16 protein-coding genes are annotated in these 24,150 nt (G+C 44.8%); 2 read left to right on the forward strand and 14 right to left on the reverse strand.

The features are described from left to right. Window positions 1-9: 9 nt before the first annotated feature. Genes HDC92_RS17720 through HDC92_RS17755 form a run of 8 tightly spaced genes read right to left on the reverse strand, consistent with a single transcriptional unit; the run spans window position 10 to window position 10,559 of the window. Window positions 10-426 (reverse strand): high-potential iron-sulfur protein, encoded by a 417-nt coding sequence (locus HDC92_RS17720; RefSeq protein ID WP_012780536.1) that lies wholly within the window; start codon window positions 424-426, stop codon window positions 10-12. Between the two features lie 23 nt (window positions 427-449). Beyond that, window positions 450-2,588, reverse strand: a complete 2,139-nt coding sequence (locus HDC92_RS17725) for a PVC-type heme-binding CxxCH protein (RefSeq protein ID WP_183876438.1) — start codon at window positions 2,586-2,588, stop codon at window positions 450-452. Between the two features lie 3 nt (window positions 2,589-2,591). Beyond that, window positions 2,592-3,893 (reverse strand): hypothetical protein, encoded by a 1,302-nt coding sequence (locus tag HDC92_RS17730; RefSeq protein WP_183876440.1) that lies wholly within the window; start codon window positions 3,891-3,893, stop codon window positions 2,592-2,594. A gap of 39 nt (window positions 3,894-3,932) precedes the next feature. Further along, window positions 3,933-4,940, reverse strand: a complete 1,008-nt coding sequence (locus HDC92_RS17735; protein ID WP_183876441.1) for an amidohydrolase family protein — start codon at window positions 4,938-4,940, stop codon at window positions 3,933-3,935. A gap of 6 nt (window positions 4,941-4,946) precedes the next feature. Continuing rightward, window positions 4,947-6,335 (reverse strand): neutral/alkaline non-lysosomal ceramidase N-terminal domain-containing protein, encoded by a 1,389-nt coding sequence (locus HDC92_RS17740; RefSeq protein ID WP_183876443.1) that lies wholly within the window; start codon window positions 6,333-6,335, stop codon window positions 4,947-4,949. A 3-nt stretch (window positions 6,336-6,338) separates the two neighbouring features. Then, the gene (locus tag HDC92_RS17745; protein WP_036675411.1) at window positions 6,339-7,751 is read right to left on the reverse strand and encodes a DegT/DnrJ/EryC1/StrS family aminotransferase; all 1,413 of its coding nucleotides are present in this window, start codon (window positions 7,749-7,751) and stop codon (window positions 6,339-6,341) included. 8 nt (window positions 7,752-7,759) lie between these two features. Beyond that, a complete protein-coding gene (locus tag HDC92_RS17750) occupies window positions 7,760-9,163 on the reverse strand; it encodes a hypothetical protein (protein ID WP_183876445.1) in 1,404 nt (467 codons plus the stop codon). Window positions 9,164-9,191: 28 nt separating this feature from the next. Further along, window positions 9,192-10,559, reverse strand: a complete 1,368-nt coding sequence (locus HDC92_RS17755) for a DegT/DnrJ/EryC1/StrS family aminotransferase (protein ID WP_183876447.1) — start codon at window positions 10,557-10,559, stop codon at window positions 9,192-9,194. Between the two features lie 253 nt (window positions 10,560-10,812). On the opposite strand from HDC92_RS17755, the gene HDC92_RS17760 reads away from it, so the two are divergent. Then, entirely contained in the window at window positions 10,813-12,774 is a 1,962-nt protein-coding gene (locus HDC92_RS17760; RefSeq protein ID WP_183876449.1) for a hypothetical protein, read from the forward strand. A gap of 54 nt (window positions 12,775-12,828) precedes the next feature. Here the strand turns inward: HDC92_RS17760 and HDC92_RS17765 are convergent, their stop codons facing one another. Next, window positions 12,829-14,298, reverse strand: a complete 1,470-nt coding sequence (locus HDC92_RS17765; protein WP_012780527.1) for a sodium:solute symporter family protein — start codon at window positions 14,296-14,298, stop codon at window positions 12,829-12,831. 42 nt (window positions 14,299-14,340) lie between these two features. Next, window positions 14,341-15,393: a Gfo/Idh/MocA family protein gene (locus tag HDC92_RS17770; protein ID WP_183876451.1), complete on the reverse strand. Its 1,053-nt coding sequence runs from the start codon at window positions 15,391-15,393 to the stop codon at window positions 14,341-14,343. Window positions 15,394-15,853: 460 nt separating this feature from the next. Here HDC92_RS17770 and HDC92_RS17775 point away from each other — a divergent pair, with 460 nt between their 5' ends. After that, the gene (locus tag HDC92_RS17775; RefSeq protein WP_183876453.1) at window positions 15,854-16,492 is read left to right on the forward strand and encodes a DUF6266 family protein; all 639 of its coding nucleotides are present in this window, start codon (window positions 15,854-15,856) and stop codon (window positions 16,490-16,492) included. A gap of 67 nt (window positions 16,493-16,559) precedes the next feature. Here the strand turns inward: HDC92_RS17775 and HDC92_RS17780 are convergent, their stop codons facing one another. The 4 genes from HDC92_RS17780 to HDC92_RS17795 all read right to left on the reverse strand — a co-directional run bounded on the left by HDC92_RS17780 (window position 16,560) and on the right by HDC92_RS17795 (window position 24,056). After that, window positions 16,560-17,639 (reverse strand): DUF5017 domain-containing protein, encoded by a 1,080-nt coding sequence (locus HDC92_RS17780; protein WP_183876455.1) that lies wholly within the window; start codon window positions 17,637-17,639, stop codon window positions 16,560-16,562. An 18-nt stretch (window positions 17,640-17,657) separates the two neighbouring features. Beyond that, window positions 17,658-19,484, reverse strand: a complete 1,827-nt coding sequence (locus tag HDC92_RS17785; RefSeq protein ID WP_183876457.1) for a RagB/SusD family nutrient uptake outer membrane protein — start codon at window positions 19,482-19,484, stop codon at window positions 17,658-17,660. A gap of 19 nt (window positions 19,485-19,503) precedes the next feature. Continuing rightward, a complete protein-coding gene (locus HDC92_RS17790) occupies window positions 19,504-22,701 on the reverse strand; it encodes a SusC/RagA family TonB-linked outer membrane protein (RefSeq protein ID WP_255484570.1) in 3,198 nt (1,065 codons plus the stop codon). Window positions 22,702-22,910: 209 nt separating this feature from the next. Further along, the gene (locus HDC92_RS17795; protein WP_183876461.1) at window positions 22,911-24,056 is read right to left on the reverse strand and encodes an alpha/beta hydrolase; all 1,146 of its coding nucleotides are present in this window, start codon (window positions 24,054-24,056) and stop codon (window positions 22,911-22,913) included. Window positions 24,057-24,150: the final 94 nt, after the last annotated feature.

Genomic DNA, 24,150 nt, shown 5'->3' on the forward strand with positions numbered 1-24,150 from the left:
TATATATGTTTAGGAAACCTGTTCAGCCCAATAGGTGCAGGAACCTTCCTTGTTAACAGGTCCTTTGAAAAGAATGCATCCTCCGCAGGTTTTTTCCGCACCTTTTGGAATAAAAAGATTACATTTTTGGCATTCTCTTTCCGGATCAGGGGATTTCTCTACATAGCCGAGTTTCTTACGTTTGGCCAGCTCTTCGGGACTTACATTAGAATAATCACCACATTTAAAATCGTCGGCACCGCTCCCTGCCGAAGCTGATTTTGCGGTATCCGCCCCTGCCTTAGGGGTTTCCCCGGTTACTGTTCCGCTTTCTTTAGGGCTGTCACCATTACAACTGCTTAAAACTGCACCACCGGCAACTACCACCAGTCCGGCCGAAAGAAATTTTTGCAGGAAAGCCCTGCGTGAGTTATTTTGAATCTTCATCTGTATCTGTTTTAGGTCTGAAATCAACTTCCTTTTAAAGCTTCGGCAGCATCCTGATATGCCTTTTTATTTTCTGCAACCGCACTGCCTTCCAGCTTTTTAAGCGTAGCGGCAATGGCTGCATTACCTTCCTTGTTTTTAGATTTTTTAAATCCGGTAGCCAGGCCATTCAAACCTTCCTGCACCCATTTCTGATCTGTTTTTACAGCAGGCGAAGAGAAGAAAGCAAGCAGTTTTGATACCTCTGCACCCGATTTCCGGGAACCGATAATGGTCGAAATATTTTTTACAAAAGCCAGTTTCGCAGAATCGGGAGCAGTAAAGAAAGCCCCATTTTTGGCCAGCTGATCTACCAGTTCAAATGATGAACCGGGATTTGAGCTCAACACGGCATTGCTGAACCACATGTCTTTATATTTCTTTTCTATGAGACTGGCAAAAGCAGGTACTACCTGTCCAGCCTTCAGCTGTCCGGCGCTTAATGTTGCCTGTAAAGAAACCAGTCCTACAGGATCAGCAATGGTTTTTACCAGCTGACCCGCCAGTTCTGGAAAGCGCTCTGAAAGGATGGCGCCATGTTCTCTTAAACCTGCATTGGCATCGGTTAATGCTTTACCTACCAGCTCGGCATTCAGGGCATCCAGGCCTTCTAAAGTATACAGGGCGTGCAGCCTGCTGATCGGGTTTTTATCCTCGTTGAACATTTTGACCAAAGCCGGGATAGCCGATTTGTCTTTACGCTCAATGATGATGCGCTGGGCATTTAAACGCCACCAGCGGTTTGGATGACCCAGGTAAGCCACCAGTTCCTGACCAAATTGGTTCCGCATGTGCGGTGGCAATGATTTCTGTGCTTTTGCTTCAGTAGAAACAATACGGTAAATGCGGCCAAAATTATTGCCACGCATAAAGTCCATATCCATTTTCAGGGAATCAGGAATAGATACTGGTGTTTCGATGTGCTGACGGTACATATCCACCATATACAGGTTACCATCATAGCCCAGGGTAAAGTTACAAGGCCTGAACCATGGATCTGTTGAAGCTATGAATTCACGTTTCTCTTCTTTTGCGCTGCGTTTTGCATTAAAAAAAGGCCCGTCGTTGCCAATTTCAATAATATCGCGGTGCACCAGGCTTCCGGCTACATCGCCAATAAAACTACTGCCATAAAATTCTTTCGGATAGGCATCGCCGGCATAAATCGTTCCGCCGGAAGCTGCAGTAAAACGTCCTTCAGCATATTCCTTTCTATCCAGTTTTTCTTTTTCAAAATTCGCATTGCGTGCTTTTGTACGTTCTGCACGCCACCATGGTGCAGGGGTAGCCTGGTACATGATCGGTTCAGCAGCATAAATGTTCACTACAGACTTAAAGTTCATATGATCGTGGCGTTTCAGGTACCTGCCGGCAATGGGCGAATTGGAAATGTGCCTGGAATTATTGGTATAAAACCGGTGTCCAAGATCGTCCATATCCAAGCCATACTGACCGGCACCAGACTCTACTTCAAACAGGCCTTTATCCAGTCGGAACCGGAAGTCGCCCCCTTTGATCTGTAAGGCAGGGGCATTTGGTTTACGGCTAAAAGTAATTTCACCGGCCATCCCGCCATTATTGGCATAGATCCAGTTGTCGATACCATACCTCAAACTCGTAATCTGAGCTTCAGAATTGTCTTCAAAGAAGCCGGCAAACAGCACTTCTTTAATGTCAGCCTTACCGTCGCCAGTGGTATCTTTCATGAAGAAAATATTGGGTGCAGCGGTGACGAGCAAGCCGCCTTCCCATGGCAATATACTGGTGCCACTTTCAAGTTTGCTGGCAAAAATAACAGAGGTATCTATTTTTCCATCGTGGTCCTTATCGATCAGCTTACGGATCTGGCCCTTACCCTGTCCTTTTACCGCCTTATACGGATAATCACCCATCTCAATGACATAAGCATTGCCCTCCTCATCAAACGTGAGCTCAACAGGATCGGTGACATTCGGTTCGGTAGCATATACTTCGGCTTTAAAACCATTCAGCATATCAAAAGTACTGATAGATTCCTCGGCCGTTCGGGACTCTTCATACTTTTTCTTTTTTGAACAGGAGGCAAATACAACTGCCACCATAGCAATCCATATCAGGTTTCTTTTAAGGTTCAGAGCTTTCATATTTTAAGCATTTACTGTTTTATGTGTGTTTAAAAAAGGATTCGGAATTTTGATCAGGTCCTGTATTTCATTTCCATTGTGCATAAACCGGGCTAGGGTGTACACATTCCCTGCTGCATCAATGGTAACTGAATTTACATAGGTTGGCCTGGAACCGTCTTCATAAAAAATGGGTCCATGGTCTGTATATTTTCTGTTGGAAAGATTATAAGTAACCAGGTGCAGGTTCTCTAATCCCTTGGCTGCACCTTTGGCAATGGCATCTTTCCCTTTAAGACGCTTGCCATCAATGTAAATTGGCCCTCCCGTAAGGTAATAAATGGTTTTATCATCCGGCCCAAGCTGAAAGCCCAGGTAACCATAGCTGAACTGGTCGAACATACCGCTCTTTTGAGAGGGTGCTGAAGCAATGCGGTCTACAATTTCAATGCTTCGTTTTCTGGGGTCAAAACGAAACAGGTAACCCGAATTGCCATGTACACCATAAGCAACTTTTTCTGCAGCATGCCAGAATATTTTGCGCCAGTTATAGCCCATGCTTCCTGGCCTGGTAGCATCATAACTGCCAAAATAGTCCAGTTTAAGGTCAATATCTTCCAGCTTTGAAAAAGTAGTCTCTTCAGGTTTAAAGGTAAGGATATCGCCTTCGGCCGTAGAAAAATATAAGGTACCATCGGCAGGGTCTACAAACATCGAACGGCAGATCACCCGGTAATCTTTACCCACTTCCCCCGCTTCGCCACGGCCGCAGGGTAAACCGATATTCCGCAATTTGCCGGAATTCATATCATAATGGACCAGATAGCCCAATGGCCAGGTCAGTGCATAAATATGGCCCCTTTCTTTATCGATAGCCATGGTAAGCAGCCCTTCGCCTTCCGGCGCAATGGCCAGGTCTTCAAATTTACCCTCAGCCAGGTCGTACGACAGGATATGTCCGCCCGGATACAGCGCATAACCCTCAGGTGCTTTTACATGCAGGCGTTCCATATCATCTATCATATCATAAACGCCTACATGGGTCACAAAATACAGTTTGCCATTACTTTCATAAAAGCGTACATGGCTTTTGCCCTGGGGAATAGCCTTACTGTCCTTTTCACCGGAGATCTCGGTCAGGTCGGCCAGTAATGCCGTCGTATCTGTTTCAGGATCGTAAACATAAATTTTTCCGCCGATATCGTAAGATTCTGATGAAAGCACATAATAAACCCTGCCATCACTGGCGGCCGATATTGCATTGTAAGTATCGTGGGCCAGTTCAAACCCGGAGTAGTATCGCTTTGCTATTAAGGTATTGCTCATTTTAAATCTGTTTTATTGTGTTCCTCTGTAATGGCGGCATTACAGGCGGAACAGTTTTTTTGCATTGTGGTATAAGATCTTTCTTTCTATTTTTTTTGTGGGCGATAATTTCCTTACCTCGGCAATTATTTTTGCCCCGAAACAGTTGTCTATATGCCCGGTTATATCGGTGCAGTCGCTGCCAAAAAGCAACCTGTCCTGATGTTTTTCTATAAAGGCACGCGCATGGTCCTCATCCCTGGTCATGGAACCTAGTCCTGAACCTGCTGACAAGTCGCCGTAAATATTGTCGTAATTGCTCAGCAGCTGGTCTGTCAATCCGCCGGGGGTCACCTTTGTTTTCGGATAAAGCACCTTCTGGTCCAGGTGGTTCTTGTCAATATTAGCCCACCAGGTTTGGGAGTGCCCGATGAAGTTCACCTTAGGATATTTTTCCAGCATTTTATAAAAGCGCTCCAGGCCATAGTTGTACATTTCATACTGCCAGTGCATCAGCACCGGAACATTATAGGCCTGTGCCAGCTCATAGATCTTCTGCATCTCCGGCGAATCACACTCTACCCCAAATTTAGACTCCCCTATAACAGAAGCACCCAGCTTTAAATATTTTTCAATTTCTTGAAGGGCATCCGGCAGGTCGGGCACCTCATTGGCACCAAACAAAAATTCTTTAGGATATTTTTTTGCCAGTCCGTAGCAAATGGTGTTTCCGGTAGCTTTGGCCTGCAAGCCGTTGCCTACGCCAAAGTGTGTACTGGCCGAATTAACCGGACGGCCTGAAGGCAAAAGAATGGTTTTGGTAATCCCCATGGCCCGCTGGTGCGCAATCAGCTGTTCGGTAGTACGCCCCATGTAATCGGTATGCTGGTGGATGTCAATAATCGGCTCAGCAAAAAGTGAATCGAGCGGAGAGTGCGTAGAGCGCGTAGAGAGCGGGTTCGCCTGTAGTTTTAAGGCAGTTCCGGCCAGCAGCAGGCCTGTCCCGGCAATAAACTTGCGCCGGGACAGGGATGCGGATGGTTTCGTTTTTGATTTTTTAAAATCCATAATTCATTATCTGACAATTTTTGGCACGCCAGCTTTTTCGGCCTGCAAAATCACTTCGTTTAAAATCCTGGTTTCAACTGTTACATCCCATTTTGCGGGCATACCATATACCATTCTGGCAGCATCACCTTCATAGCCGCCTTCCTGTAAAATGGAACAGGAAGGAATATAGGTCATCACATCATTGCTATAGCCCAAAACAAAGGCGTCCTGGCCAAACATCTGCTTAGTGATAATGGAATATTCTACAGTGAGTTCGCCCCCTAAGGCTACAAGGGCCTGACCCCCAATTGACCACACCTGTACAGGATATGGGTACGAGCGGATCAGTTGCTCTCCTTTATCTATCTTACCGATCATACGTTCGGCCCAGCGTTTCTGATAAGCTACCGGCGTTGTTTTAGCAATTTGGGTCAACTCTTCTTTATTTGGAACAGCACCCAATGGCAAATTTATTTCCGAATAGGCGGTAGACAGGGTAGCAGGTAATTTCCGCATGTCCTCTTCAATTACACGGTCAACCGCAGCTGCCAGTTCCCGGCCATATTGTTTGGCCAGAGGTACAGTACCGCGAGGCAGGGGGTTCTGATCTGCACCAGCACCCTGAAAAAACATGGCCGTAGTTCCCGGATGGTATTTTTCAACCTCTATCTGGGCAAAACCGGCATAATCGCCAGACCATTCATAGCGTTCCAAAACGGTATTGTGACAAGCATAACCAAAAGCAATGGCTTTCAGCTCTCCTTTTTTATTCACTACTTTGATTACCGGAACTGCCCAATCACTTGGCCCCTTCAATTCTGCAACCTTGGTTAAAGTAGCTACAGGGTTGTTGCGACGGTTAACCTCAAATCTGGTTACCCCATTTTGTGCATAAAGTGCAGCAGGCTCCATTTTACCCAGGGCCTCACCGGCAAGTTTAACAATCTGGTCTTCCAGTGCAAGTGAATATTGCTTGATCTTTTCCAGTTGTACAGCATCCAGCAGGTAAATGTCTGTCAGCGCATCCTGTAAAACCGGACCCGAATGGGTATGTGAGCTGTTCAGCAATACCTGGTCGCGGTCTAAACCAAATTTGCTTTTAATCCTGTCCCTGATGTGGTTAGACACATCTTTTGGAAAACCTAAAAGGTCGGTGGTAATCAGTAAGGCCTTTTTGCCATTGGCATCTTCCAGGGCAAGTGCTTTGGCCCATAAGTCGTGCAGGGTACCCTCAGAAGGATGGTTACGGCTGGCAAAGCCGGCCATTGCCATGGGCTGCTTTGGGGTAATTACAACCCTGGCAACGCCAGCTTTCCAGTCGGCCGCTTCAGCAAGAGCAGTTTTTTGTGCGTATACTGAAGTACTTAAAAAAACAACACAGCAAAGCGTTGAAAATAAAATTGGTCTCTTCATCGTTTAGCCCATTTTGTTAAGTTCATCCGCATTTTTGTAAATTTTTGCAATCGCTGCAGCAATGTCATCCATATCAGATTTGCTGCCTAAAAGCATACTCTGCGAAAACCATACAGCCTCTTCATGACACAGGATGTCATTATTCGGGCATTTGTTATTTTTCAGGTATTTGTTGTAATCCAACTCTCCTTTTGTATACATGCGTTTAAAATTCTTCGATTCAAAAGCATCTTTTATAAAGTTCATTTCCAGTAAAGGGGTATATCCGCTGGAGCATGGGATGCCCTCTGCCCTTAACGCTTTCAAAAATTTATCTCTCGACAGGCCTTTAAAGTTCTGTTTCTGGAACCTGAAAGGAAAAAGGTGATAAGCTGCCCTGGTCACTTTATCATATAGTTTATAAGGTACAATACCCGGGGTTTTGGCAATCTGTGCTTTCAGGTAAGCTGCATTTTCATTCCTGGTGGTGGTTTGTGCGTCCAGGTATTTCAGTAGCGACAGCCCGATGGCCGACGCGTATTCAGAAGTTCGGACTTTAGTACCCAGCATAGCGCTCCCGCCGCTTACTGTACCTACAGCTGTTCCATATGGATAGCCATAATTGGTATAAGAAAAACATTTGTCGATAAATTTTTCGTCGTTGCTCACAATTGCGCCTCCCTCGCCAATGGGCAGGTTTTTAGAGTTTTGGAAACTAAAGCAACCGGCATGGCCTATGGTGCCTACTTTTTTATGATCGTACTCTGCCAAGTGCGCCTGGCAGGCATCTTCAAGTACCAAAAGATTGTGTTTTTTGGCAATCGCCATAATTCGGTCCATATCACATGGCAAGCCTAAAATGTGTACAGGTAGTATCGCTTTGGTACGCGGAGTAATTTTTGCTTCTATCTTATCCGGGTCCATCTGGAAAGTTTCGAGGTCCACATCCACAAAAACAGGGATGGCACCGTTTAGCAGTACCGCAGAAACCGTAGCAATAAAAGTATAGGGTGGTACCAATACCTCATCTCCTGCACCAATATTCATCTGGTGAAGTGCAACAATTAGCGCATTTGTACCATTAGCTACAGTTAAACTGCGTTTAACATCCAGCGCTTTGGCCCATGCCGCTTCAAATTCATTGGCTACCCCGGCGCGCGACCAAACGCCGCTCCTGATGGTATCAACAACGCGCTTTTCATCGGTTTCCGGATTCCAGATGGGCCATTTTTGCCAGGCTTTGGTACGGAGCGGCTTACCGCCAAGAACAGCCAGTTTATCGTCCTGCTTTCCGGTTAGAAAACTCCATACGCCTTTATCCTTAGCGGATGCCATGGAAAATGAGGGAACTAAAGCTAAACCAGCAGCAAAAATACCGGTCGACTTGATAAATTTCCTTCTGGTTTCATTGTTTTGGTTGTTTGTGTTAGGTTTCATCAGCATTGTCATTTGGTTTGTTTATTTTTTAACAGCTTGTGAATGGCTGTCATCAGTACTTTTTCTATGTCAGGGTTTGCTGCCGAGGCCTGTCCGGCCTCATAGCCGCCCTGGCGGTAACCTTCTTCATTACAGATATAACCCGGGGCATAATCCCCATAACCGGCCAGCGCTACAAAAAGATCTTTACGATAGGCTTTGGCCGCCAGCTGATATTCTACAAATGGTTCACCTGGAAGGTGCAGGATTCGTGCATTACCCAGTTTAAGACAGGTTATATCAATCTTTTTACCCGCTTCTTCCCTGCGCAGTAATACGAGTTTAGACATATTGTTGGATAGGAAAACCGGGGTTTCTGTATACATTTTCTGTTCCATCGTTACCACGTCCTTTTTTAAAGGGATTTTGATGGGCTCAATTGTCCATTCTACCCCAGCAGCGTCAATGGGCTCTTTTTTAGTGGCCTCCCAGGCGCGTTTCATTCCATCGGCAAGTCTTTCTGCCAGGATCAGCCTGTTGATGTGTGCCCCGTCGTTGTATTTTCCCGCAGTAATGTTTCCTCCGGCACCATTAAAATGGATGTGCAGGGCATCCGGCACAGCCAGCTGCCTCATAAACCTGGCTAAGCCCGGGAAATCGGGGTTTGGCACCCCGGTACGGTAATAACTTTGAGGGTGGGTGGCGTAATAGCTCAGTACGGCTACCGGTTTATCTTTGTTCCAGAAACTGATGAGCGACAATTCCGGATCGATCAGACCTTCGGGTTCTGCCCTCATGGCCGAATCTTTGGTAGCAGAAGTACGGCTGGCCTTTACCTTACCATCAGCCCCAATAATACGGCGGTTTGAAGAAACTTTATAAACTATTGCCTTTCCCAGTCCCAGATGGGTAACAGGCTGGGCCTTTTTTATTGAGTTGTGTACAGCAACAGCCAAACGCCTGATCACTTCACGTGCAAAACTGCCTTCAAAGCTGATTGGCTTCAGCCCTGCTGCCAGCAAAATCCGCTCTGCACCAAAATCACATGCCGGAGCATCGTGTATATGAAGGGCATGTACCGCTACCCGGTTTGTGGTCGTACCTGCAGCGCTGGCTATGGCAGCTTTAAATTCATCCTGGCTATCATTGGAAATCCCAATCCAGTCTACCGAGCATACCACAATTGGTTTGCCCGAACCCATCAGTACAAAGCCCTTGGCACGCAGGCTCATGTCCCAGGAATTGATCATGGGGTCGTAGGCCAGGTCGCTGCCCACCGGAGGCGTAGCATCTACATCAAAGGTGCTCAAGCTTAGCTGACCAGCCTGTACATGCTTTAAGGAATCAATAGGAACGGCATTTGCATTGTTCACAAGGCAGCATAACGCAGCCAGGCAAAACAATAGTCTAAAACATTTAATACTCAGGTTCATGTGTGTGTTGTGTTAGTGTATAGTATAGTTATTCAATTGCATTCAGCTTGTCTCTATTTTCATAAACCTTCATAATCGCATTAATTACATCATCCATATCCGCTTTAGTGCCCAGCAACTGCGCTGAGCCCCCCAATACTACCATTTCCTGTCCAACCAGATCGCATTTCGGCAGGTTTAAGGCCTGCTCGCGGTATTGTACAAGCCTTTGCGGCGTATACATCGTTTTATATTCCTTTAAGCTTAAAATATGGTCTACCCAGGGCTCGGTATGCAGGCCTTTAATATAAGGGCTCAGTGCAACGCCCTCGGCTGCTATCGCTTTCAGAAATTTGCTACGGTCGGCATTGTTAAAATGTTCTTTCTGATAACTCATGGCATACAGGTAATAACCACTGCTTTGCGTACCCGTATATTGTTTTTGGGGTATAAGCCCCGGGAAGCCTTTGAGCTTAGCGCTTAAATAGGCTGCATTTTCGTTTCTGCGGACAAACCGCTCTTTGGCACCCGATAGCTGGCCCATTAAAATGGCGCCCTCCAATTCGTTCATGCGGTATTTAGGGCCAATGGTCACATTTTTACCCTTACGGTCGGTGCCATGGTTCTGTACCGTAAATACTTTGTCCATCAGCGCGGCATCATTCCCGATCACCGCACCGCCTTCACCACAGGAAATCTGTTTACTGGCCTGAAAACTGAAACAGCCCAGATCGCCAATGGTGCCCACCTGCTTACCCTGATATTGTGCAAAGTTAGCCTGACAGGCATCCTCTATGACATATAAATTGTGTTTTTTGGCAATGGCCATAATGCGCTGCATGTCGGCAGGCATGCCCATCATGTGCACCGGCATAATGGCTTTGGTATTTTTATTGATCTTTTTTTCCACATCATCAGGATCAAGCTGATAAGATGCCCGGTCCAGATCGGCCATCACCGGCAGGGCACGACTGCCTATAATGGAAGATATCGTGCCAAAATCGGTATAGGGCGAAGTGATGACTTCATCGCCGGGGCCGATACCCAGAGCCTCTACACAAGTACTCAGTGCCTGCGTGCCCGAACCAGTACCTACACAAAAACCAACGCCCAGTAAAGCCGCAAATTCTTTTTCGAACGTGGCTACAGTACCATTTGCAGCATTTTGGATACGGCTCCATTTGCCACTCTTGGTGGTATTTACAATAGAAGCGATCACTTTTTCATCGGCCAGAACAGCCGGCCAGTTGATCCATCCTTTGGTCCTTACCGGTGTACCGCCCAGAATGGCCAGTTTACCATAGTCTTTTGCTATAGACTGCCCGAACGCGGGAATAACATTGGAAAACGCCGCTGCCAGTGAAGTGGTGGTAACAGCAGTGATGAAATGTCTCCTCGAAAAATCAGATTTTTTCATTTGGATATAGTTTTGGTCATTTATAATGAAACTCCCTCCTCTGTAATGGTTCTTATGATGGAATTTCTTTTATCGGGTATGAAGTATAAATGATGTTATTTTAGTGTACGTACCCGATTTATATCTAAGGTAGGAATTCTTTTGAAACAAAAAAATATATATATCAAATAATTTACGCGATTTACAGATTTTATACTGCTTTAATAATCAGGATATTTATATTTACGTGTACGTAACCATAACACATACTAAAATGAAACAAGCAATCCTGTTTTTTACCCTTTACATGGCCCTGATCCCCATTGCCCATGCACAAAAAAATGTCCAGGTAAGCCCGCTTCCCGATCAGAGTGGTTTTACCGTTGAAAGCAAGACCAAAGACCTGGGCGGCGGTTTTTACGATCATGGTGTTGCCTCGCCCATCAGCAATCACCGTGGCGTGGTCGCAACCGTAGATGGCCAGGGCCGCAACATTGTCCTGGTCTGGCTTTTTGACCACCGTGGTGGCTATGCCTTATTGATGATTGATGCGCTGACCGGCAAAAGTGAAGAATTCCCGGTCCCTTTTGACACCAAGGGGGATACACCATTTTCCTCCATCTTGTCTGAAGGTAACAAACTCTATAGCCTTTATGGCTCCCACTTTGTAGAATTTGATCCCGTATTAAGGAAATTTACCTTTGTGAGCAAGGCCACGCCACAAATGGCAATGTCCATGACCGCCGATGATGACGGCAGGATCTGGGCAGCAACTTATCCCAGCAGCGGCCTGGTTTCTTTTGATCCCAGAACCCGTGAGTTTAAAGATTATAAATCTGTAAACAAAGAAAAATGGGCACAATACCCGAGGTCGATCACAGCAGATGACAGCGGCTGGATCTATTTTGGGCTAGGCAATGCCGCCAGCCAGATTTTTGCTTTTAATCCCGTATCTGCCGAAATTACAAGCATACTCCCCCCGGCAGAAAGAAAATTAGGCATAGCGTCTGTATCCAGGGATTTAAACGGAAAAGTTTATGGACAAAGCCTGAGCAGCGGAGACGGCCCCTGGTATGAACTGTACAAAGGCAAAGCGAACAAGGTGGGGCAATACCGGACACGGAAACCAAAACCTGTTATTACAGGTTCACAAGTACTTGTTCATGATAAATTTCCGGATGGCAGCCTGCTGAAAAGCCTGGACCTGGTAAACAGGGTGCTGGTTACCGAAAACCCGGGAACCAGGAAAAAAAACACTGTGACCTTTAATTATTCCAGCGATGGCGCGATTGTAATGGGCGTGGGTACTGCACCAGATGGGACTATAGTAGGTGGTACAGCTTTTCCGATGCGCTTTTTTAATTACGATTTGAAAAACGACAATTGGGTAAACCGCCCTGCCCTGGGGCAGTTTAATGCCCTGGCAAACCAGAACAACAAAGTGTTTTTCGCGGTATATAACGGGGGCTACCTGATAGACTGGAACCCCTTTCAACCCTGGAAAGGCTGGCCAAAAAAAGGTACTGTTTCCAACCCCCAGTATCTCTCCGTAGCATCACCTACTGTCATCAGGCCATTCCGGCTGGTGGCCCATCCCGATGGAAAAACAATGATCATGAGCGGCAGTCCGGAATATGGTGCTACAGGCGGCGGCCTGTTGTTTTGGGACGATAAGACCAAGCAACAGATATTGCTTACCGATAAAGAAGTGGTGCAGGACCAGTCGACCATGAGCATTGTGCCCCTTAAAAATGGCAAAATACTCGGTGGCACCACTACAACGCCAGGTTCTGGTGGCGAAAAGAAGGCTACAGAAGCCGTAGTGTACATCATGGACATGGGCAGCAAAAAGATAGAATGGCAAAAGGCCCTGTTCCCTCAGGCACAGGAATACAGCGACATGCGCTTAATGCCCAATGGGATGGTTTACGGCATTAAAGATAAAAAGGTGTTTTTTGTATTCGACCCGGCGAAAAAACAGGTTATCCATGAAGAAGATCTGCTGCCTAAATATGGCCGTACAACCGCAGAGCAAAGCCCGAGGATATTTGTTGAAGGACCTAAAGGTGAAATATACCTGCTTTTCAACGATGGGGCAATTGTACAGATCAATCCCGACAATTATAACCTAAAACTGATTGCTACTTCCCCATCAAACATCAAAGCTGGCGGTGATTATGCCAATGGCCGGATTTTCTTTGTCAGCGGTTCTCATTTGTTCAGTTACAAACTGTAAATCCATACCCATATAAAAAGGCTGTCCGAACACACTTTTCGGACAGCCTTTTGTTTAATCCTCTTTCAGTGAAGCCAGCAGGGCTTCAACTTCCGGTTTCACTTTGCTCCTTAAAAACAGGCCGCAGCCGATATAAATAATCATAGAGGTAACAATAGGCGAGGCCAGCTCTGCCGTTAAGCTTACCGTCATAAACGATTTCATTACAGCAAAAGTGATCAGTCCCCCAAAAATAGAAAGTAATGCTGCCCTGCTGTCGCTATGTTTAAATGCAGGCAACAGCCCAAGTATCATTGGTATAGCAGTAGGGCCAACCAAAGCCGAGAACCAGGTAATGATCAGTCCGAACACCCCACCAAAAGATTTGGACTGAAAGGCAATGATCAGTGTGGTCAGGATGAAAAGAAAAGTGGTTACCCTTGCAATAACCAACATTTTTTTCTGATTGAAGGTGCTCATCTTTCTATACAGCACCGGCATAATATCGCGGGTAATTACTGCCGAAATGGTATTGGCATCCGCTGCTGTCATGGCCAGGGTATTGCCAAACATAGAGGCCAGCAACAGACCTACCAAACCATGGGGCAGGAATTTTATGGCCATCATGGCATAAGATTGTGTGGGGTCGGCCAGGTCTTTTATAAAGATTGGTGCGGCAAACATGGGAAAGAACAGGATCAATGGCCATATCAGGTACATCAGCATGGAAAGCGTTGCCGCCTTACGGGCTTCAGTACCAGATGGCGATGAGATAAACCGGGTGGCCAGGTGCCAGGTACCCCCGCTGAAACTAAAAAAGCAGATGACCGTAAAAGAAATGGCAAAAGCCGGTGTATAGGGGCCATTGTACAGCTGGCCATGTGCCGCCGGTAAGCGGTCCCACATCGTAAATATACCATTTAAACCATCGCCCAGCTGGATCAGCACCATCACCATCATAATGATACCTGCTGTAAACTGGATCAGAAAGGAAGCCAGATCGTTCACCACATCGGCCCAAAGGCCACCCATGGTAATGTATACCATACTGACCACACCAGCTGTTAAAATGCCCGTAGCTATGGGCAGACCCGTAAAAGCGTTTAACAGAATGCCAATAGCCGCCCATTTTGCACCTACATCAAATATTTTAATGATTACCCCACTCCAGGCCATCACCTGCTGGGTACTGAGGTTGTAACGGGTAGCCAGGTATTCAGTAGGCGATTGTATACCTGCTTTAGACCTTAACCTGGCCCACCTTGGTGCAATAAAAAATACTGTACCCACCATGGCAATGGCTATACTGAGGGCCCACCACATGTATAGTGTAAAACCATAGTTATAGGCTATGGCTGCATAGGCCACGAATACCGCACCGCTATAGCCGGAAACATGGTGCGAAATACCCGAAAGCCACCAGGGCAACTTACCACCGGCAGTATAAAAATCGGCCGAGGATTTGATTTTGGTATATCCCCATATCCCCATTAAAACGAGGACTAAAAAATAACCGGCCAGTACGATATAATCTATTTTTTCCATTAACGTGTTAGTTTAGGTTGTATAATTGGTTATCGGCAGTTTTTATAATGGCAGCTTTACCAGCTGTCCTGTCTGGGCACTTTTATAAATGGCCAGTACAATCTCTACTGATTTACGTCCTTCTTCAGCATCTATTAGCAGTTGGCCATTGTTGTAAATGGCCTCGATCATGTTCTCCATTTGTTTCTGGTGCCCCGAATAGCTGATGGCTTTCGGATCGGCAACACCACCTTTTGAAAGGTGCTCGGAAGGCCCTTCGCTGATTTTTGTATCCTGTTCGGTTTGCTGTTCAAACTGCCACTGGCTAATGTCGTTGTCCTCCATCACTACCGTACCAGCGCTGCCCATGATTTCAAGTTTCTTATAAGCCCCCGGGTAAACAGCCGTTGAACATTCTATGGTGCCCATAGCCCCATTCGCAAATTTCAGTACAGCAACCAGGGTGTCTTCTACTTCAATATTTTTATGTTTTACATTGCCCGACATGGCCATTACCGATTGGACCGGGCCCATGCACCATTGCAGCATATCCACGGAATGAATGGCCTGGTTCATTAAAGCACCCCCTCCATCCAGTTTCCAGGTACCACGCCATGGGTTTGAACTGTAGTATTCATGGGTACGGCTCCACTTTACATAAGAACTGGCCAGGGCCAGTTGATCAAACCTGCCGCTGTCGATGGCTTTTTTCAAATGCTGGCTCGCCGGATAAAAACGGGTAGGGAACACAACGGCCACCTGTACATTTTTACGCTTCGCTGCGGCAATGATCTGGTCGGTTTTTTCGAGGGTAACCTCAATCGGTTTTTCGATCAGGCAATGCTTGCCTGCTGCTATGGCTTTAAGGGCAGGCTCCAGGTGTGCACCAGAAGGGGTACAGATACATACGATATCCAGTCCTTCTGTTTTGAGCAACTCATCCAGCGAATCGTAAGCCCTGCAATTGTACTGGGTAGCAAATTCATCTACTTTAGCTTTTGTTAAGCTGTAAGCGCCCAAAAGCTTTGCATTTTTAAGGGCAGCAATGGCCTGGGCATGGATACCAGCAATGGCACCTGTGCCCACAATTCCAAAACCTATTACTTTATTGTCCATTCATTTATTTTATAAGTTAAACACCTGCTGTTTTTAGGGCTTAAAATAAGCTAAATTATAACCATTTCAAGCAGGTAATTTAAGGTAATAACCCTGATATCATAGTTAAGGGTACGTACACGTTAACAGCACTAATGTATAATTTTTAAATCAGATCACCTATTTATTCTTTAAATAAATAATTTTTTGCGCTTTGGTAGCCGTAAAGATCCTGGAAAGGCCTGGTTCTTCACAAAGAAAGTCATTCTTCACACCTGGTTCACCTATCCTTCACACCAAACCCACAAACAGGTACCTTTTTGTGAAGAAAGTGTGTAGAATGTGTGGACGATGTGAGGACTTGCTATCAGGAAGACCTGGTTCTTAATCTTATCCGTAGTAGGCAAGGTAAATTTTAAAGATAAAAAAAATATTTATATATTGCTGGTAACTAACATACTAAAACTTAATTTATAAAAACATGGGAAGAATAAAAAAGGGAATCCTTGGCGGATTTTCAGGGAAGGTGGGTGCCGTAGTAGGCGCAAGCTGGCGCGGGATAGATTATATGCGCGGCCTACCTGAAACGAGTAACAAACCTGCAACCACAGCTCAGCTGGCACAGCAAAATAAGATGGCCCTTTTCAGGGGCTTTTTACTGGGACTGGACGACATCATAACGCGCTGTTTTCAAAACATAGAAAAGTACACCCCAATGAATGATGCGCTGTCTTACAACATGAAAAATGCCATTGCAGGTGTTTATCCTGATCAAAGCATCGCTTTTGATCAATTGTTGTTCAGCAAAGGGGAGTTGTTGGGTTCATGGCTGCCAAATGCAGTGTCGACAACCAGTAATGCGATAGACTTTAGCTGGGAAAATGGAAATTTTACGCCCATGCGTTCTGCTGCCGACCAGGTAACGGTAGTCGTTTACGACCCGGTGACTCAACAGTTTTGCAAACTGGAAAATGCTGCGCTAAGAAGTGAAAAAGCGGCCAGGTTAGTTCTTCCTGCCGACTTTAAAGGGCACGAGGTGCATTGCTATATCAGCTTTTACTCGGAAAGCAGAAAAATCGCGGCTACCAGTGAGTATTTAGGATTGGTGGCAGTAACGTGATACTCTGGTACATGAATAAACATAGGGCTGTCCGACCTTTTCGGACAGCCCTATGGAATAAACTTATTTAAGGTGTAATGGTTAATGTAATTTCTTTAATTACCGTTTTAGTATCATCTATGGTATTGTTCGAAGCCACAAATACAGCTTTATAAGTTCCCGGAGTGGCATAGGTATATCTATGTACATCCAGGCTTGGGTTGGATATGCCTTTTATAGAAGTGGACAAATCCGGGCCAAGATCAACTTGCTCTGCGGAGATGGCCCTGCTTACAGCCCAATGTTCACTGGTTGGATCATTGTATGGACTTGTTGGATTAAACGGCACGTAAGTAGGAAATTTCGCAGTTGGCTGATAAGCGGGGTCTCTTGGGTTATAAATTGGATTTGTAGGATCGTACATTGGATCATTCGGATTGAATCTTGGAAGATCTGCAGTCAAATATTCATTGCCATAAAGTGTTACCCTTGTAGCTGTAACACTTGAGCGTGCAGGCGCGTTTACAGCATTCTCATCCACTATCCTGAATCCCGAACTGACCTGATCAGTAATAGTAAGGGCCGTACCATTTAATTTTGATTTACTTTTTACCGCAAAAGTCTGTATGAACCACTGGCGCGCAAGGCCATTTGTTGCCTGTGGTTTTGTCACATATTTAAACGCGAAATAAATGGGTTTACCAGGAGTTATCAGATCAGAAATGTCTTTCGGACTTATAGTTGCGGGCACAAAAGTGGCACTTGTAGCCAATGGAGCAAACCTGGCGGTAATATCTGTCCAGGTTGCGGCTTTAACTTTGGCCAGACTGGAATAATCACCATTAAAATCGGTCGAATATAGAAAAGACAGTTGCCCTGCCTGTGTGCCAACCTGCACACTGTTTTGGAATTCCAGTGTAGCCCCTGCACCCTTTACATCTATAACACGACCATCTTTAAAAGCATAATCTTTCAATGTTTCTCCGGAATAAAAGGAAATAATGTGTGCAGTTCCACCTTTTATATTAAAAGTGATCTCTTGCCCTGCTTTATAGGTTGTGGATGCAGTAGTTACATCAAAATCAGGGGCTTTTTCTAATTTTAATTCTTTATTACAGGCCGCCAGCAAAAGCACACCCAGTAACATATTATAATAGCTAAATTTCATCTTCTTCGTTTAAAATTGTTAATTCCAGCCTGGATTTTGGGTGATCGCCAGGTTAGTGGTTGTTTCACTTGTAGGTATTGGCATAAACAGGTCCTTAGCACTTACGTTTGTAAAATACTTTACTGCGGCATTGCCAGGGATCTCATTGTTCAATAAGTTGCCCATATCCTGATTAACCTGTAAAAATATCCCCCAGCGCAGCAAGTCAGCCTTCCTCAAACCTTCATAATTAAACTCGCGAAAGCGTTCATCCTGGATAGCAGCCAGAAAAGCAGATTTTGAAGCCGTTTGCGCTGGCTTCAGTTCTGCATCTGCAGGAAGATAAATTGTGGCCGAAGCTGTAGCCCCTGTACCTCCACCACCTGAAATGCTGATGGTTGGAGCCGTAGTATATTTACCATCCTGATTAAAGGTAACACCAGTAATATCTCGGCTAAGGGTAATTGCAGTGACTACTCCACCCGAAATGGTAGCCACACCAGCAGCCGTAGCGCCTGAACCTGCCGAAAAAGTTACCGTTGGAGCTGTTGTATAGCCAGATCCTCCATTAGTTACCGTGATAGTTTTAACTCCGGTAGACCAAGCTCTTTTCCTGATAAGGTTAACATAATTTATGACTTCTGGTGTTGGACCATTGTTAATTTCATTTTGAGCTTCTGCATACATCAGCAATACATCTGTATATCGTAAAATTGCTATGTTATTGGGTGTGTTTGCGCCATTCTTGGCTACAACTTCATATTCCCTTCTCCATTTTGCGGGCCTGAGTACATTTTTCGCCGCCTGGGTTGCAGGTAAGGCTACCATGGTTTTCCCTGTAGCTGTATAGGTAAAATGGGTAATGTCCCACCATTTTCTATTGTCGCCAGGCTCAAATACATCGTATAGTTTAGAGGTGATGCTCATATAGGAATCTGCCAGACCATTGATGGTAGCTGCAGTTGATGCCGGGCCGTTGATATAGCCGATATTACTGGTCTCGGTGTATTGGTCTAATCTATTGCCCCAGAATTCAGCTTCCCAAATACTTTCTTTGATGTCGTATTTATCTGAACACAGGTTAATGAATATCTGAGGGTAGCTGGCATTTAAAGCATGTGCAGATTCTGCATCATCAATAACCATTTTTGCCCATTTACTAGCCTCACTATACCTGGCTTGTTCTTTAAGTGGCTCACCTGCCATGTACAGGTTTACCCGTGCCAGCATACCACGCACTGCTGATTTACTGATTGCCCCACCATACCCTAAGGATGCGATGCCGGGAACTAGTGGTTCGGCAGCTTCCATATCTTTCAGGATTTGCGTATAAGTGTCTTTTATACTGGCCCTTGGTATATCTACATCAACAACCGAAGAGGTTGGGGTTATTTTTAAAGGGACACCACCGTAATATTGCACCAGCTGAAAATAAAAATAACCCCTCAGAAACAGTACTTCACCACGGATTACATCTCTTTTTGCCTGGCTTATAGCTGTGTTTTTATCGAGGTTGGCCAGAACTACATTTGCCCTGTTGATGCCATTATAAAGATTACTCCAGTATCCCGCGTTATAGGAATCAGCCGAGGAATAAAAATAATTCCAGGGACCCGTGGTTAAGGTAAAGCGGTTCATATACCCTTCATCACCCTGCCAGCCTAAAAGATAATTTGCCCAGGAGCCCCAAAGCTGTGATGCCCCTACAATATGATAAACGCTGGAACGCGCAAAATCCAGTTGTGCCTCTGTTTCATAATAGGCATCGGGATTAAGGAAGTCCGTTGGTTTGGTTTCCAAATACTTCTTACATGACCCAAAGCTTAATAAGAAGATAAAAGTGAGAAAATAATATTTTGTTTTCATTACATCTGATTTAATGGGTTTAAAATGCTGCCTTTAGTCCGAAAACAACGGTGGGCGATTTTGGGTAGGAAGAATAATCGTAACCAGGTGTCAGGATGGGGTTACGTGTTGAAACTTCCGGATCCATTCCTGAATATTTGGTCCAGGTGATTAAGTTCTGGGCAGCAACATTCAGACTTAAGTTACTTAAATATAAGCTTTTAAGATACTTAGCAGGAATATTATAATTTAATGCTACTGTCTTAAGACGTAAAAATGAGCCGTCTTCTACAACTCTTGAAGAATGAAAACCTATCGGTCCCTGACCACGGGTACGGTAATTTTCATTGGTCTGGTTCTCAGGCGACCAACGGTTGGCATAGCTTGCAAACTGATTAATTAGCGCATAGCCATTACTGTTTCCTTCCAATAACAACCTGTTGGCATTATAAATATCATTACCGTAAGACCATTGGAAGAATACATTAAGGCCAAATCCTTTGTATGTAAAATTATTGGAAAAGCCCCCGATATGTATGGGCTGACCTCTTCCGATAAATGTAACATCGGCATCATTCATCACACCATCGCCGTTCAAATCTTTATACTTAATGTCGCCAGGCTGAATGGTATTACGTACTGCGCCGTTGGTTGGCACAGATGGTTTTAATATATACACCCCTGGAGAAGGTTCATCAAAATCTGCATACTGGTAATTTCCTTCCCATATATAACCGATCATCATACCTGCTGGCTTTCCGATTTCTGCCAGGTACAAAGGTTTCCCGAACTGAGATACATAGGCTGCATTAGTTGGCAAACTTTGTTGTCCCCTGGTCAGTTCCATAATTTTATTACGGTTAAAACTAATGTTTAAACTACTTTGCCAGGTAAAGGATTTAGTGGTGATGTTATTGGTATGCAAGGTGAACTCCATTCCTTCATTTCTTAGCTTACCAATATTTTTGACAGCAGTTGAAAACCCAGATGTTGGTGGCAACGCCGCATTGAGCAGCAGATCGCTAACCGTTTTCCGGTAAAGGTCGAATTCGAGTGAAATGTTATCTTTAAGAAAGCCAATCTCGTAGCCTAAATCCATTTGGGTGGTTGTTTCCCATTGAAGGTCGGGATTTGCCACTGCAGAAACATATACAGATCCAATGGGAGTACCATTTTTGAAAGAATAGCCATCCAGGCTTTGTGTTAACCTTGCATAGTTGGCAAAATCACCGATCCGGTTGTTGCCATTGCTACCAAAGCTTAGCCTAAGCTTAGAAGTAGAGATAAAGGGAAGTGATTTAGAGAAAAAACCCTCATTTTGCATATTCCAGGCCAGCGCTGCCGCCGGGAAATACCCCCAATGACTAACAAACTTAGATGATCCGTCTGCCCGGAAAGCGGCAGTAAGGATGTATTTTGATTTGTAGTTATAATCTAATCTTCCGGCATAGGAAACCATGGTGTTCTTACTGCTTCCTATGTCTTGATTAAATACGATACCTTCATCCAGGCCATCCATGCCAAGACTTTCGTTAGGCAGTTGCCTTCCGCCATAAGCGTTGGTAGATGAGTTGAAACTATTTACTGAGAATAAGGCAAGGCCGGTTAAAGTATGTACCTTATTAAAGGTTTTTTTGTAGTTAAGGGTGTTCTCATTAGAAAAACTATTCAGGAAATTATTTCTTACAAAACCGTTGACAAGGTTTGTACTGTTTGTTGAACTGATCCTCCCCTGAGAAGTTTTGGAGTTATAAAACTGTTCGGTAAGCCTTCGGTCGTGACTAAGCCCTGCTGTACTTTTTATAGACAGGTCCTTGGTAATCTGATAGGAAATATAACCATCTGCCCTCAATACATTTGTTTTAAAAATCTGATGTTGATTTTCGAGGTCAATAACCGGGTTTATCCTGATATCAGAGGCAGTAACAGCTTCATCATCAGCAGTTTCATTAAGGAGGTCATCACCAGGATCTGCAGATATAGGCCTATACATCCAGGCTCTTGGCAGGATAAACGTAGTTGGGTTTGATGCCGATATCCCGCTGCTACTGATGCCCTGACCATTTTGTTCAATCACATTATACGTGCCGGAAATACCAACCTTGAACTTGTTGCTCAGGGTCTGGTCTAATTTAATGCTTCCGGTGTAACGGTTAATGCCTGTATTGATCATAACCCCTTTCTGATCGTAGTAGGAACCGGAAACCGAATACTGGGTTTGTTCATTTCCCCCCCTTACGGCAAGGTTATGAATCTGCACTGCACCAGTGCGCAACATATAGTCCTGAAAATTGATCCCTTCTACATTTCTGTAATCTTCTAAAGTCTTTTGTCTGCCCAATGCCTTGTCATAAGCAAAAAATGCGGTAACATTTGCATTGGTAGGATTGAGCTCGGCCTGGTATTTAACAAATTCATACGGACTCATTACTTCCATAGGCTTTGGTGTTGCTGAGAAACCAAGTGAGCTGTTGAGCGTAACAACTGGTTTACCAACTTTACCTCGTTTTGTTTGAATAAGAATTACCCCATTGGCACCTCTTGAACCGTATACAGAGGTTGAAGAAGCATCTTTAAGCACCGTCATCGATTCAATTTCTTCCGGGTTAAGTGTAGCTGGATCCAGATCTTCTATTGGGAATCCATCGATTACAAATAAGGGTGAAGAACTTTGCGTCAATGAACCTACTCCCCTTATAAAAATATTGATCCCTGCACCTGGCTGTCCATCATTGGCTGTCACCTGAACACCAGATACACGTCCGGCAAGCGCTTCGGCAAAAGAACCAACCGGAGCTTTAGACAAATCTGCAATGTTTACCTGACCTACGGAACCTGTCAGGTCTTTCTTTTGAACTGAGCCGTAACCGATAATAACTGTTTCATCCAGGGATGTTGCATCATCAATCAATCTGACATCAACTGTGGTTTTTGATCCAACACCTATCTCCTGCATTTTTGAACCCACAAAAGAAAACACCAGCACATCTGTATTCCTTGCCTGAATACTGTACTGGCCTTGATTGTTGGTAGATACGGCCCTTGTGGTACCCTTAACCTTAACACTTACACCCGGAAGTGGCTGTCCGTTTGAAGCTTCGGTAACTGTACCTTTGATTAATTTTAAATCTTGTGATAAAACCCGCCCCGGCATAAAGGAGGTCAGGAAAATCAGCATGGCTATTCCCCAGCAGGGAATTCGCCATGGTCGTTTGGTTTTGTTGTAAATTTTCAGCATGTTATATGGTTTAATTTTAAGTTTTATTAATAAGTGTACGTACCCGAAATATAGTATAAAAATCCGGATAGTTAAATAGCTCTGGCCGGCCAGCCATTTATACTGCTGACCCCTATCCATCTACTCCAATAAAAATATCTAACCTAATTTACTTGTTTAATTATATTGTTTTGGACGAAACTTATCCTATTTTTCAGCGCCGCCAGTGGTTAAAACAATAATTTTTTGTGAATACTTGTATGGTTTAGTTCCTTGTCAATAAATGCGTAAGCGTTTAGCCTGACTTCCGGAGGGAAATCGTGCCCTGCATCAGGGTAATCTACCTGGAGCTTATCATCAGCATTTAAAAATTTATATACCTTAGTTACATTTAAAATTCCTTCTTTTACACCCTTTACATCAAAATTGGCGTCACTTTTTGGCGAATTGGAGAAGAAAGGCCTTGGGGCCAGGCTTGCAATTGCTTCGTCAAAATCAAAGGGCATCTGCGCTGCATCCAGCTGATATTTATCTCTTACCAGGGGCATATAACGCGTTTGTGCCCAGGGGCCTAACCGGCCACCATGTTTTTGACTTACTTCGTTGCCTGCGTTATAATTGCCAAAAAGGGTCCAGCCACAGCTGGATACCACTACTTTGATGCGGGTATCAAAGGCACCTGCAAAAATGGCGTTGTGCCCGCCGAGCGAATGCCCGATCACCCCGATCCGTTCGGGGTCTACGTCTTTTCTGGCTTGCAGCAGGTCAACACAGCGCATATGGTTAAATATGGCTTTCATGGAACCGGATTCATACCTGTCCTTTTCAAAATCATAGTCTTTCAGGTCGCCAAAACTCGGATAGTCGGGCGCAATTACCACATAACCCCGCATGGCCAGTTCTTTGGCATAAGCCCTGTTGGCCAGCGGACTTTCCCCGCCGATGGATCTTTTTCCTAATGCACTGGTTCCATGCAGCGCCAGCATAGCGGGTAGCCGTTTAGGTTTCCCGCTTTGATGGGGAATGTACAGGTCGGCAGGTAAAATTTCGTTTTCGGCAACAGTAAAATTAATTGTATAACGGGTAAAACCATCTTCTTTAAGACTATCTGTAATGTGGATGTCCATTGCAGGCAAACCTTTACGTCCAGGCAATTTACCCATTACCTGCTGCATACGCTCAAGGATTTGCTGTCGCTTGATCTGCCATTCGGCCTTGGTACTGACAGGTTTTTTCTGACCGGATCTATTAAGGTAAACCAGGAGCTCCGGGCCTGATGATGCTATCGGAACACCTATAGCAAGTGCAGCCCCTGCAAAAAAGAACAGTAAAGGCACCGCTGCAAATAGTTTTTTAGTAAAATTAATAATTTTCATAGGAAATAATTTTACATGCCAAATGGTACATCTTAATGTTAATATGAATGGTTTAGATAGTTACGGTTACGTACCCTAATATAGGTAATATTTT

It is taken from the genome of Pedobacter sp. AK017 (assembly GCF_014200825.1).
Taxonomy (GTDB): domain Bacteria; phylum Bacteroidota; class Bacteroidia; order Sphingobacteriales; family Sphingobacteriaceae; genus Pedobacter; species Pedobacter heparinus.